Below are 12,796 nucleotides of genomic sequence, written 5' to 3' on the forward strand. Positions count from 1 at the left end.
AGAGGTCGATCACGCCAACCACCCCGCCTGCACCGCCAGGAACGCCGCCATCACCAGCAGCGCGCCGGCCAGGATCGAGGTGGCGTACGAGCGGACAAAGCCGGTCTGCATCCGACGGAGGCGACCCGAGCCCCCGCCGACCGCGGCGGCGAGCCCGTTGACGAGCCCGTCGATGCCCCGGTTGTCGAGGTACACCAGCGCCCGGGTGAGGAAGATGCCCGGCTTCTCGAAGACCGCCTCGTTGACCGTGTCGGTGTAGAGGTTGCGCCGGGCGGCGGTGACCAGCACCCCGGCCGGCTGCGGTGCGGTGGCCGTGCCGGCCCGGAACAGGAACCAGGCGAGCCCGGCACCGAGCACGGTGACCAGCAGCGACAGGATGGTGATCACGGTGTGCGAGAGGACAGCCGCGTGCTCCGCGTGCTCGCCGCCCAGCCCGGCGGTCTCCGTCAGCCAGTCCGGAACGGACGTGGCGAGCAGGAAGCCGGCGCCGACCGACCCGACCGCCAGCAGGATCAGCGGGATGGTCATCAGCTTCGGCGACTCGTGCGGGTGCTCGATGTCCTCGGTCCACCGCTGCGGCCCGTGGAACGTGAGCACGAACAGCCGCGTCATGTAGAACGCGGTGAGCCCAGCGCCGAGCAGTGCCGCACCGCCGAAGAGCCAGGCGGTCCAGTCCTCCCGCTCGAAGGCGGCCACGATGATCGGCTCCTTGGAGAAGAAGCCGGAGAAGGGAAACATGCCGATGATGGCCAGCCAGCCCATCATGAAGGTCAACCAGGTGATCTTCATGTACTTGGACAGCCCACCGAAGCGGCGGATGTCGACCTGGTCCTTCATTCCGTGCATGACCGAGCCGGCGCCCAGGAACATGTTGGCCTTGAAGAAGCCGTGCGCCAGCAGGTGCACGATGGCCAGCGCGTACGCCGCGCCGCCGAGGCCGACGCCGAGGAACATGTAGCCGATCTGGCTCACCGTCGACCAGGCGAGCACCCGCTTGATGTCGTCCTTGGCCGCACCGATGATGCAGCCGATCAGCAGGGTGAGCGCGCCGACGCTGACCACCACGAGTTGCAGCGTCGAGTTGGCCGAGAAGATCGGGTTGGACCGGGCGATCAGGTAGACGCCCGCGGTGACCATGGTGGCGGCGTGGATGAGCGCCGACACCGGGGTCGGACCCTCCATCGCGTCCGGCAACCACGCCTGGAGCGGGAACTGGCCGGACTTACCGGCCGCCCCGAGCAGCAGCAACAGGCCGAGGACCAGCACTGTGGTGCCGGTCAGCGCGCCGACACCGTTGAACACCTCGTCGTACTGGGTGGTGCCCAGGGTGGCGAACATGATGAAGATGCCGATGGCCAGGCCGGCGTCGCCGACCCGGTTCATCAGGAACGCCTTCTTGCCGGCGGTGGCCGCGCTCGGCCGCTCGGTCCAGAAGGAGATCAGCAGGTACGACGCCAGACCGACGCCCTCCCAGCCGAAGTACAGCATCACGTAGTTGTTGCCGAGCACCAGCAGCAGCATCGCCGCGACGAACAGGTTGAAGTACGCGAAGAACCGACGACGGCCCGCGTCGTGCGACATGTACTCCACCGCGTACAGGTGGATCAGGAAGCCCACCCCGGTGATCAGCAGTACGAAGACCGCGGCCAGCGGGTCGAAGAGCAGGCCGAAGTCGACGCGCAGATCACCGACAGCGATGAAGTCCCAGAGGCTCAGCTCGACCGACTTGTTCTCCAGGCCACGCAGCTGGAAGAAGAAGCTCAGGCCGAGCACGAACGCGGCGCCGATGGCGGCGACGCCCAACCAGTGCCCCCAGCGGTCGGCCCGGCGGCCGAGCAGCAGCAGGATGGCCGCGCTGACCAGCGGGATCGCCACCAGCAGCCAGACGCCCCCAAGCAGCCCCGTGGCCTGGGCGTATTCCACAGTCTCTTCCACCGGTGGACCCCTCTAGTACTTGAGCAGGTTGGCGTCGTCGACACTCGCCGAGCGTCGCGTCCGGAAGATGGACATGATGATCGCGAGCCCGACCACGACCTCGGCCGCCGCCACCACCATCACGAAGAACGCCATGATCTGGCCGTTGAGGTCACCGTTGATCCGGCTGAAGGTGACCAGCGTCAGGTTGGCCGCGTTGAGCATCAGCTCCACGCACATGAACAGCACGATCGCGTTGCGCCGGACCAGCACCCCGGCGGCGCCGATGGTGAACAGCACCGCGGCGAGCACGAGGTAGTAGGTCGGCTCGACCGAGAAGAACGATTCCATTACTTGTCCGTCCCCTTCAGCGAGGTCTCCTCGGCGGTCAGCTCGCGCTGCGGAAGAATCGCCGGGGTGCTGCGGTCGGTCAGGCGGCCGTCGGGCAGCCGGGCCGGGGTGGCCACCGAGGAGGAGGTCGCGAAGACGCCGGGGCCCGGTTTCGGGCCGGGGTAGTTGCCCGGGGCGAAGCGTGCCTTCATTGTCGACACCTGGTCGATCTTGTCCTGCTTACGCCGCTCGACGTGGGCCAGCACCATGGCACCGACCGCCGCGGTGATCAGCAGCGCCGAGGTCAGCTCGAACGCGAAGACGTACTTGGTGAACAGCAGCCGGGCGATGCCCTGCACGTTCCCCTCGGCGTTGACCTGCTCGAGACCGGCCGTGCTGGTCCGGTCCAGTGCCTGGTAGAGCCCCGTGCCGACCAGGCCGGCGAAGCCCAGGCCGAGCACGATCGCGGCGACCCGCTGGCCGCGCAGCGTCTCGATCAGCGAGTCCGTGGAGTCCCGACCGACCAGCATCAGCACGAAGAGGAAGAGCATCATGATCGCGCCGGTGTAGACGATGATCTGCACCATGCCGATGAACGGACCGGCCTGGAGGACGTAGAACACGCCCAGGCAGAGCATGGTCAGCACCAGCCACAGCGCCGAGTGCACGGCGTTGCGCGCGGCCACCATCCCGATCCCGCCGATCAGCGCGAGCGGGGCGAGGATCCAGAAGGTGACCGCCTCGCCGGTGGAGACCGAACCCGCCGCGGCGAGCACCGTAGACGTGGTCATGCTTCCTCTCCCTTGCCGGCCGCCACGCGCTGGGCGGCCTGCTCGGCGCCCGGGAACGTCACGCCGGGGTGCTCCTCGACCTTGTAGCGGCCAGGGCCCATCGGGGACGTTTCCGCACCGGCGGAGGTGCCCGGGTTGTCCAGCGCGCCGACGTAGTAGTCCTTCTCGCTGTCACCCAGCCGCATCGGGTGCGGAGGCTGCTCCATGCCCTCCAGCAACGGCGCGAGCAACTGCTCCTTGGTGAAGATCAGGTCCTGCCGGTTGTCCCGGGCCAACTCGTACTCGTTGCTCATGGTGAGCGACCGGGTCGGGCAGGCCTCGATGCACAGCCCGCAGAAGATGCAGCGGGCGTAGTTGATCTGGTAGATGCTGGCGTACCGCTCACCCGGCGAGAAGCGCTGCTCGTCGGTGTTGTCGCCACCCTCGACGTAGATCGCGTCCGCCGGGCAGGCCCAGGCGCACAGCTCGCAGCCGATGCACTTCTCCAGGCCGTCCGGGTGCCGGTTGAGGATGTGCCGCCCGTGGTAGCGCGGCGCCGACACCGGCGGCTTGAACGGGTAGTCGGTCGTAACGACCTTCCTGAACATGTGCGAGAAGGTGACACCGAATCCCTTGAACGTTCCGGTGATCGCGCCCACGTCACACCTCCCTGGAGTCCGAGCCGGCAACGATGTTGGCCGGCTCCCGCTCGGCGACCACGCGCGTGATGCGCGGGCTCGGTGGTACCTGAAGATCCATCGGTGGCAGCGGGAAGCTCCCGTGCGGCCGGTTGTCGACCTGTTCCTGCGTCGTCGGCTTCGGCTTCGGGCGCCGGCTGGGCCAGAAGATCGTGGCGAGCAGCAGGATGCCGGCCGGGATGCCGACGGCGATCACCTTGCCGCGGGTGTCCCAGTCCTCGATGGAGCGCAGGCCCGACAGGACCAGGATCCAGACCAGGTTGATCGGCAGGAGCACCTTCCAACCGAGCCGCATGAACTGGTCGTACCGCAGCCGGGGCAGCGTGCCACGCAACCACACGAAGACGAAGACCAGGGCGATCACCTTGCCGAAGAACCAGAGCATCGGCCACCAACCGGAGTTGGCGCCCTCCCAGATGGTGATCGGCCAGGGCGCACGCCATCCGCCCAGGAACAGCGTGGTGGTGACCGCGGACATCGTCACCATCGCGACGTACTCGCTGAGCATGAAGAGCGCGAACTTCAGCGAGCTGTACTCGGTCATGAAGCCGGCGACCAGCTCGGACTCGGCCTCGGGCAGGTCGAACGGCGCCCGGTTGGTCTCACCCACAGTGGCGATGAAGAAGATGATGAAGCTCGGCAGCAGCAGGATCGCGTACCAGCCCGGTGCCGGGATGGTCTGGCCGAAGACGGTCAGCTGCGTGCCGTCGCCCTGAGCGGCGACGATCCCGCTGGTGCTCATCGTGCCGGCGGTCATAAAGACCGCCACGATGCTGAGCCCCATGGCGACCTCGTAGGAGATCATCTGGGCGCTCGACCGGAGACCACCCAGCAGCGGGTACGTCGAGCCGGAGGCCCAGCCACCCAGCACGATGCCGTAGACGCCCATCGAGGAGCAGGCGAGCAGCAGCAGCACCGCCACCGGCACATCGGTGACCTGCAACGGCGTGTGGTGACCGAAGATGCTCACCATCGGGCCGAACGGCACCACCGACAGGGCGGTGACCGCGCAGATCACCGAGATGGTCGGGGCGAAGAAGTAGACGACCTTGTCGGCCGCCTTCGGCAGGATGTCCTCCTTGAAGGCCATCTTCAGGCCGTCGGCGAGGGTCTGCAGCAGGCCGAACGGGCCGACCTGGTTGGGGCCGGGCCGCACCTGCATGTAACCGACCACGCGCCGTTCGAACCAGACGCCGAGCAGGGTGGCCAGCAGACCGAAGGCGAACGCGAAGACAATCTTGCCGAGAACCAGCCACCAGGGATCCCGGCCGAAGTCGGCCAGCGTCGGATCCTGGGCCAGGTAGATCGGACTCACTGGTTACCCCCGGAGTTGAGGAGCGGACCCGGGAGACCGGTCTCGTCGGCCGCCACGCGTCCGGCCGGGATGGCCGTACTCGGTGCGGGGACGGAGATCCGGACGACCGCGCCGGACGTCGCCCCGAGGCTGCGCCGCACGGTCGAGCCGGGTGAGTTGGTCGGCAGCCAGACCACGCCGTCCGGCATCTCGGTGAGTTCCGCCGGCAGGGTCAGCGCCCCTCGGTCGGTGCCGACCGTGACCGCGTCACCGTCGACCACACCGAGCGCCTCGGCGGTGCCCTTACCCAGCCGGACCACCGGCGGACGGGCGGTCCCGGCGAGGTTCTCGTCGCCCTCGGTCAGGGTGCCGAGGTCCACCAGCTGGTGCCAGGTGGCCAGCACGGCCTCCCCGGCGTTCGGCTGCGGCACCCGGCCCGGTGCGACCGACGGCGCGGCCGGCCGGGACATCCGCGTCGCCGGCAGCGTGCCCAGCTCGCGGCGCACGCTCAGCACGTCGGCCGTGCCGAGGCGTACGTCGAGCAGCGCGGCCAGCGCGTCGAGCACCCGGCCGTCGGTCATCGCGGCGGTGTTCAGCACCGCCTCGAACGGGCGCAGCCGGCCCTCCCAGTCCAGGAAGCTTCCGGCCTTCTCGGCCACCGGGGCGACCGGCAGCACCACGTTCGCCCGCCGGGTCACCGCGCTGGCGCGCAGCTCGAGGCTGACCAGGAACGGCACCGCGTCCAGGGCGGACTCGGCCAGTCGCGGGTCGGCCAGGTCGGCCGGGTCGACACCGCCGACGACCAGTGCGCCGAGCTGCCCGTTGGCGGCCGCGGTCAGGATGCCGTCGGTGTCCCGCCCGGCCTGGCTCGGGATCACCCCGGCCGGGATGTCCCACGCCTCACCCAGCTCGGCCCGGGCGGCCGGCTCGGTGACCAGGCGTCCACCGGGGAGCAGGTTGGGCAGGCAGCCCGCGTCGACCGCGCCGCGGTCACCCGCGCGCCGCGGCACCCAGGCCAGCTTCGCGCCGGTACGCCGGGCCACGTCGGCCGCGGCGGAGAGTCCACCCGGCACGGTGGCCAGTCGCTCGCCGACGATCAGGATCGCGCCCGGTGCGCTCAGCGCCTCGCTGACAGTGGCGTGCTCGGCGAGCACGCTGGCCTCCTCGCCCGGCACCACCCGGGCCAGCTTGGCACCGAGCTTCTCCAGGCCGCGGGTGGCGAAGGGTGCCAGCGCGTACACCGTCAGGGTCTTCTTCAGGTACGCCTTGCGCAGCCGAAGGAAGAGGATCGGGCACTCCTCCTCGGGCTCCAGGCCCACCAGCACCACCGCCGGCGCGTTCTCCACGTCGGTGTAGGTGACGTCGGTGACCCCGGCGACCGAGCTGGCCAGGAAGTCGGCCTCCTCGCGGGAGACCGGGCGGGCCCGGAAGTCGATGTCGTTGGTGTTCAACGCGACCCGGGCGAACTTGGCGTAGGCGTACGCGTCCTCGACGGTCAGCCGACCGCCGGTGAGCACCGCAGTGCCCTGCCCGCTCTCCCGAGCGATGTGCAGCCCCTCGGCGGCGACGGTGAGCGCCTCACTCCAGGACGCCTCGCGCAGCTCACCGGTGTGCTCGTCGCGGACCAGCGGAGTGGTCAGCCGGTCGGCGGCACGGGTGTACTGGAAGCCCCAGCGACCCTTGTCGCAGTTCCACTCCTCGTTCACCGCCGGCTCGTCGCCGGCCAGCCGGCGCAGCACCTTGCCACGCCGCCAGTCGGTGCGCTGCCCACAGCCGGCCGAGCAGTGCTCGCAGACGCTCGGGCTGGAGACCAGGTCGAACGGGCGGGCGCGGAAACGGTACTGGGCACCGGTCAGCGCACCCACCGGGCAGATCTGGACGGTGTTGCCGGAGAAGTAGGAGTTGAACGGGACATCCCCGGCGTCGCCCTCCTCGCCGTAGGCGTCGTCCCGGTAGATGTTGATTTCCTCGGCGGACGACCGGCCCATCAGGTCGATGAACTTGTCGCCGGCGATCTCCTCGGAGAACCGGGTGCACCGCTGGCAGAGCACGCAACGCTCGCGGTCCAGCAGCACCTGGCTGCTGATCGCCATCGGCTTCTCGTACTCCCGCTTGTGCTCGTGGAAGCGCGAGTCGGTGCGGCCGGTGGACATCGCCTGGTTCTGGAGCGGGCACTCGCCGCCCTTGTCACACATCGGGCAGTCCAGCGGGTGGTTGAGCAGCAGCAGCTCCATCACCCCCTCCTGCGCCTTCTTGGCCACCGGGGAGGTGATCTGGGTACGCACGACCATGCCGTCGGCGACGGTCTGGGTGCAGGAGGCCACCGGCTTGCGCTGGCCCTCCACCTCGACCAGGCACTGCCGGCACGCGCCGGCCGGGGCCAGCAGCGGGTGGTCGCAGAACCGGGGGATCTCGGTGCCCATCTGCTCGGCGACCCGGATCAGCAGCGTCCCCTTGGGGGCGGTGACCTCGACGCCGTCGATGGTGAGGGTGACGGTCTCGGTCTGCTTGGCTACGTCGGTCATCAGTGCGCCCCTACCAGGGTCTTCTCCGACAGCTTGGGTGCGGTCCGACCCTCGATGTAGTCGAGGTAGTCCTGCTTGAAGTACTGCAGCGAGGAGGTCACCGAGCTGGTCGCGCCGTCACCCAGACCGCAGAACGAGCGGCCGAGGATGTTGTCGCAGGTGTCCAGCAGGGTGTCCAGGTCTTCGTGGGTGCCCTGGCCGGCGAGGATCCGCCGGTAGACCCGGACCATCCAGTAGTTGCCCTCACGGCACGGGGTGCACTTGCCGCACGACTCGTGGTGGTAGAACTCCAGCCACCGGTACGTCGCGTAGACCGGGCAGTCCTGGTCGGAGAAGATCTGGGTGGCCGTGGTGCCGAGGATCGAGCCGGCCGCCGCCACCCCCTCGAAGTCCAGTGGCACGTCCAGGTGCTCGGCGGCGAGCAGCGGGGTGGACGAGCCGCCCGGGGTCCAGAACCGCAGGTTGTGGCCGGGCTGCATGCCACCGGCCAGTTCCAGCAGCTCGCGCAGCGTGACACCCATCGAGCACTCGTACTGGCCCGGGTTGGCGACCCGGCCGGAGAGCGAGTAGATCATCGGCCCGGAGGACTTCTCGGTGCCCATGCTCTTCCACCAGTCGGCCCCACCGAGCACGATCGGCGGCACGCTGGCGATGGTGCCGACGTTGTTCACCACCGTCGGGCTCGCGTACAGGCCGTGGGTGGCCGGGAACGGCGGGCGCAGCCGGGGCTGACCCCGGAACCCCTCCAGCGAGTCCAGCAGCGCCGTCTCCTCGCCGCAGATGTACGCCCCGGCGCCGGAGTGCACCACCAGCTCCAGGTCGTAGCCACTGCGCAGGATGTTCCGGCCCAGGTAACCCTTGTCGTACGCCTCCTGGACCGCGTTGCGCAGCCGACGCGCGGCGTGCACCGCCTCGCCCCGGATGTAGATGTAGGCGCGGGCGGCCCGGATCGCGTACGACGCGATGATGACGCCCTCGACCAGCGCGTGCGGGTCGTGGGTCATCAGCGGCAGGTCCTTGCAGGTGCCCGGCTCGCCCTCGTCGGCGTTGACCACCAGGTAGTGCGGCTTACCGTCGCCCTGGGGGATGAAGCCCCACTTGAGGCCGGTGGGGAAGCCGGCGCCGCCTCGGCCCCGCAGCCCGGAGTCCTTGATCAGCTGGATCAGGTCGTCCGGGTGGGCCTTGAGCGCCTTGCGCAGCGCGGCGTAGCCGTCCAGCTGCTCGTACGTGCCGATCTGCCAGGCGTCCGGCGACAGCCAGCGCTTGGTCAGCACCGGCGTCAGCTTGGCCAGCGTCTCCGGGCGGGGAGTGGTCACTTCTGGGCCCCCGTTTCGTTCGCGTCCGCCGGTCCGGCGCCGTCGGCGTCCGTCCCAGCCTTCGCTTCGGTGAGGTTGCGCTCCTGCGCCCCGGCCTCGTCGCCGGCGGGCTTGCCGTCGCCGGCCGGCGCGTTGGCCGCCACGCCGGCGGCCTCGGCCGCCCGCGCGTCGCCAGCCTGGGGCGCGGTACCGGTGCGGTCCGCCGGGACCTTCGTGCCGGGGGCGTCCGACGCTGCCGAGTTCACGTCCGGCACTGTCGCGTCCGGCTGCCGGGTCTCGGCGGTACGCACCTGCGGCGACTTGTCGTCCGGTGCCTTGACGTCCCGGGTGGTGCTGCCACTGGCCTCTGCCGGCTTCGCCGGCCCGGTGGCGTCTGCCGGCTTCGCCGGCCCGGCGACCCCGGCCGCCCCGGTCGGAGCGGACGCCCCGTCGCCACCCTTGACCGGCGCCGCGCTGGCCTCGACGGGCGCCGGCTTGGCGGCCTCCGCCTTCGCCTTCGCCTCGGCGGCGGCCTTGTCGGCCTCGGCCTTGCTGCGGATCGGGGTGTTCGGGTCGAAGCCCGGCACCGAGACGCCGTGCTGCTGGGCCAGCCGCAGCCCGCGCAGGGTGGGCTCGCCCGGCCCGCCGTCGGCGACCGCACCGTCGCGCTCGTCGGCGAAACCGGCGAGCTGCACCGCCATCTCCTTGAGCGTGCAGAGCCGCGCACCCCGGGTCGGCATCGGCCGACCGCCGGCCCGCAGCTCGTCGACCACACCGACAGCGGTGGAGGCGTCCACGCCGTCGAAGAAGTCGTAGTTGACGGTCATCACCGGGCCGTAGTCGCACGCCGCCAGGCACTCGGCGTGCTCCAGCGTGATCGTGCCGTCCGCTGTGGTCTCGTCGTGCCCGACGCCCAGGTGCTCGGCGAGGGTGTCGTAGACCTCCTGGCCGCCGAGCACGTTGCACATGGTGTTGGTGCAGACGCTGACCAGGAAGTCACCGGTCGGCTTGCGCTTGTACATCGTGTAGAAGGTCGCCACCGCGCCGACCTGGGCCTTGTTCAGCCCCAGCACCTCGGCGCAGAACGCGACCCCGGCCGGGGAGACGTACCCCTCTTCGGCCTGCACCAGGTGCAGCAACGGCAGCAACGCCGAGCGGGACCGGTCCGCCGGGTAACGGGCGATGATCTCACGCGCCCGCTCCCGGGTCTCGTCAGTGAAAGTCGTCGTCATCGGTCACACCCACCCATCACCGGGTCCAACGAGGCGCCGCCGGCGATCACGTCGGCGATCAGACCGCCCTCGGCCATCGCCGGGAGGGCCTGCAGGTTGACGAAGCTCGGCTCCCGGTAGTGCACCCGGTAGGGCCGGGTGCCACCGTCGGAGACCGCGTGGACGCCCAGCTCGCCGCGGGGCGCCTCGATGGCGACGTACACCTGGCCGGGCGGGACCCGGAAGCCCTCGGTCACCAGCTTGAAGTGGTGGATCAGCGACTCCATCGACTGACCCATGATCTTCGCGACGTGCTCCAGCGAGTTGCCCATGCCGTCCACACCGATGGCGAGCTGCGCCGGCCAGGCGATCTTGCGGTCGGCGACCATCACCGGGCCCGGACGGAGCCGGTCCAGCGCCTGCTCGACCAGCTTCATCGACTCCCGGATCTCGGCGAGCCGGACCTGGTAGCGACCCCACACGTCGCCGTCGGGGTGGGTCGGCACGTCGAACTCGTACGTCTCGTAGCCGCAGTACGGCATGGTCTTGCGCAGGTCCCAGGCGAGGCCGGCGGAGCGCAGCACCGGGCCGGTGATGCCGAGGGCCACGCAGCCGGTGACGTCCAGCACCGCGACGTTCTTCGTCCGCTCGGTCCAGATCGGCTGGCCGGAGAGAAGGTCCTCGTACTCCTTGAGCTTCTTCGGCATCATCTTGAGGAACTCGCGGATCTTGACGATCGCCTCGTCCGGCACGTCCTGCGCCACACCGCCCGGCCGCACGTACGCGTGGTTCATCCGCAGGCCGGTGATGGTCTCGAAGATGTCGAGGATGTACTCCCGCTCGCGGAAGCCGTACAGCATGATCGAGATCGCGCCCAGCTCCATGCCGGTGGTGGCCAACCAGACCAGGTGCGACGAGATCCGGTTGAGCTCCATCATCAGCACGCGGATCGTGGTGGCCCGCTCGGTGATGTCGTCGGTGATGCCGAGCAGCTTCTCGACCGCGAGGGCGTACGCCGTCTCGTTGAAGATCGGGGCGAGGTAGTCCATCCGGGTCACGAACGTCGAACCCTGGACCCAGTTGCGGTATTCGAGGTTCTTCTCGATGCCGGTGTGCAGGTAGCCGACGACCGAGCGGGCCTCGCGGACCGTCTCGCCCTCCAGCTCCAGGATCAGCCGCAGCACCCCGTGCGTGGACGGGTGCTGCGGACCCATGTTGACGACGATCCGCTCATCGTTGATCGGGTCGGTGCCCGAGACGATCGTGTCCCAGTCCCCACCGGTGACGGTGAAGACCCGACCCTCGTCGGTCTCGCGCTCGCTGGCGTAGTTCGACGTCGTCACTGGTACGACCTCCGCTCGTTCGGCGGCTGGATCTCCGCGCCCTTGTACTCGACGGGCACACCGCCGAGCGGGTAGTCCTTGCGCTGCGGGTGGCCCTCCCAGTCGTCCGGCATGAGGATCCGGGTCAGGTTGGGGTGGCCGTCGAAGACGATGCCGAACATGTCGTACGCCTCGCGCTCCTGCCAGTCCGCTGTCGGGTAGATGGCGGTCACGCTGGGCAGGTGCGGGGCTTCGACGGAGACCGCGGCCTCCAGCCGGACCCGCCGCCGGTACGTCATCGAGGTGAGCAGGTAGACCACGTGCAACCGGCGCTCGTCGGCGCCCAGGTAGTCCGCACCGGACACCGAGGAGCACAGCTCGAACCGCAGCGCCAGGTCGTCCCGCATCACCTGGCAGACCTCGGCGATCCGCTCCGGGCGTACGTGCAGGGTCAGCTCACCCCGGTCGACCACGACCTTCTCGATGGCGTCGTTGAAGGCCGGGTACGCCTCCTCCAGCGCGTCGCGGACCTCGTCGAAGTAGCCCCCGTACGGCCGGGACGCCTCCTCGATGGGCTGGCGCTGGCGGACCAGGCCGCCGTAGCCGGACACGTCGCCGGTGCCCTGGTTGCCGAACATCCCGCGACCCGCTGGGCTGGCCGGCGGGTACTCAGCCGGGGCGGTGCTGCTGGCGCCGACCGGCGTCACCGGGACCGGCACTCCGCCGTCGTTTGGCTTGTCGGTGGGTGACGTCATTTCGGGCCTGCCTGCGGGTGGAGGTGGTTCTGAGCGTTCATCCAGTTCTCGATGCGCAGCTGCTCCTCGCGGCCCTCGCGGACCGCCCGGGTCCACTCGGCGCGCCGGGCCTTGTCGCTGCGGTACGAGGAGGGCATCGAGCCGTAGGGCACGACCGGAACGTCGCCGCGCTCCTGGCGGGCAGCCAGCATCTTGCGGCCGTTGGGGCCCAGCGGCTCATACATGATCTTCTCGCGGAGCTTGAGGATCGCGTCGATGAGCATCTCCGGCCGGGGCGGGCAGCCGGGCAGGTACATGTCGACCGGCACCACGTGGTCGACGCCCTGCACGATCGCGTAGTTGTTGAACATGCCGCCGCTGCTGGCGCAGACGCCCATCGAGAGCACCCAGCGCGGCTCGGCCATCTGGTCGTAGATCTGGCGCAGCACCGGAGCCATCTTCTGACTCACCCGGCCGGCCACGATCATCAGGTCGGCCTGCCGGGGCGACGCCCGGAAGACCTCCATGCCCCAGCGGCCCATGTCGTAGTGCGGACCACCGGCGGCCATCATCTCGATGGCGCAGCAGGCCAGGCCGAAGGTGGCGCCCCACACGGACGACTTCCGAGACCAGTTGACCAGCTTCTCCACCGAGGTGAGCAGGACGCCGGCGGGAAGCTTCTCCTCGATGCCCATCTGACGTT

At 69.8% G+C, this 12,796-nt stretch carries 11 protein-coding genes; all 11 read right to left on the bottom strand.

All coding sequences use genetic code 11. From position 1 onward, the window contains the following. Positions 1–9 precede the first annotated feature (9 nt). Genes nuoL through GA0070561_RS05015 form a run of 11 tightly spaced genes read right to left on the bottom strand, consistent with a single transcriptional unit; the run spans position 10 to position 12,788 of the window. Entirely contained in the window at positions 10–1,935 is a 1,926-nt protein-coding gene (nuoL, locus tag GA0070561_RS04965; protein ID WP_091395553.1) for an NADH-quinone oxidoreductase subunit L, read from the bottom strand. A gap of 12 nt (positions 1,936–1,947) precedes the next feature. Further along, positions 1,948–2,265 (bottom strand): NADH-quinone oxidoreductase subunit NuoK, encoded by a 318-nt coding sequence (nuoK, locus tag GA0070561_RS04970; protein ID WP_091395556.1) that lies wholly within the window; start codon positions 2,263–2,265, stop codon positions 1,948–1,950. Continuing rightward, on the bottom strand, positions 2,265–3,035 hold the full coding sequence (locus GA0070561_RS04975) for an NADH-quinone oxidoreductase subunit J (RefSeq protein ID WP_091395559.1): 771 nt from the start codon (positions 3,033–3,035) through the stop codon (positions 2,265–2,267). The genes nuoK and GA0070561_RS04975 overlap by 1 nt, the downstream gene beginning before the upstream one ends. Then, on the bottom strand, positions 3,032–3,673 hold the full coding sequence (gene nuoI / locus GA0070561_RS04980) for an NADH-quinone oxidoreductase subunit NuoI (protein WP_091395563.1): 642 nt from the start codon (positions 3,671–3,673) through the stop codon (positions 3,032–3,034). Before nuoI ends, GA0070561_RS04975 begins: the two co-directional genes overlap by 4 nt. A 1-nt stretch (position 3,674) precedes the next feature. Next, positions 3,675–5,027 carry an NADH-quinone oxidoreductase subunit NuoH gene (nuoH, locus tag GA0070561_RS04985; protein WP_091395566.1) on the bottom strand — a complete coding sequence of 451 codons (1,353 nt, stop codon included), beginning with the start codon at positions 5,025–5,027 and terminating at the stop codon, positions 3,675–3,677. Next, positions 5,024–7,531, bottom strand: coding sequence for an NADH-quinone oxidoreductase subunit G (locus GA0070561_RS04990; RefSeq protein ID WP_091395568.1), 2,508 nt, complete (start codon positions 7,529–7,531; stop codon positions 5,024–5,026). The genes nuoH and GA0070561_RS04990 overlap by 4 nt, the downstream gene beginning before the upstream one ends. Further along, positions 7,531–8,847, bottom strand: coding sequence for an NADH-quinone oxidoreductase subunit NuoF (gene nuoF, locus GA0070561_RS04995; protein WP_091395571.1), 1,317 nt, complete (start codon positions 8,845–8,847; stop codon positions 7,531–7,533). The genes GA0070561_RS04990 and nuoF overlap by 1 nt, the downstream gene beginning before the upstream one ends. Beyond that, a complete protein-coding gene (gene nuoE, locus GA0070561_RS34690) occupies positions 8,844–10,058 on the bottom strand; it encodes an NADH-quinone oxidoreductase subunit NuoE (protein WP_091395574.1) in 1,215 nt (404 codons plus the stop codon). Before nuoE ends, nuoF begins: the two co-directional genes overlap by 4 nt. After that, on the bottom strand, positions 10,055–11,380 hold the full coding sequence (locus GA0070561_RS05005) for an NADH-quinone oxidoreductase subunit D (protein ID WP_091395578.1): 1,326 nt from the start codon (positions 11,378–11,380) through the stop codon (positions 10,055–10,057). The genes nuoE and GA0070561_RS05005 overlap by 4 nt, the downstream gene beginning before the upstream one ends. Next, positions 11,377–12,114, bottom strand: a complete 738-nt coding sequence (locus GA0070561_RS05010) for an NADH-quinone oxidoreductase subunit C (RefSeq protein WP_091395581.1) — start codon at positions 12,112–12,114, stop codon at positions 11,377–11,379. The genes GA0070561_RS05005 and GA0070561_RS05010 overlap by 4 nt, the downstream gene beginning before the upstream one ends. After that, the gene (locus GA0070561_RS05015) at positions 12,111–12,788 is read right to left on the bottom strand and encodes a NuoB/complex I 20 kDa subunit family protein (RefSeq protein ID WP_030486262.1); all 678 of its coding nucleotides are present in this window, start codon (positions 12,786–12,788) and stop codon (positions 12,111–12,113) included. The genes GA0070561_RS05010 and GA0070561_RS05015 overlap by 4 nt, the downstream gene beginning before the upstream one ends. Between the last annotated feature and the right edge of the window lie 8 nt (positions 12,789–12,796).

Source organism: Micromonospora saelicesensis (assembly GCF_900091575.1).
Taxonomy (GTDB): domain Bacteria; phylum Actinomycetota; class Actinomycetes; order Mycobacteriales; family Micromonosporaceae; genus Micromonospora; species Micromonospora saelicesensis.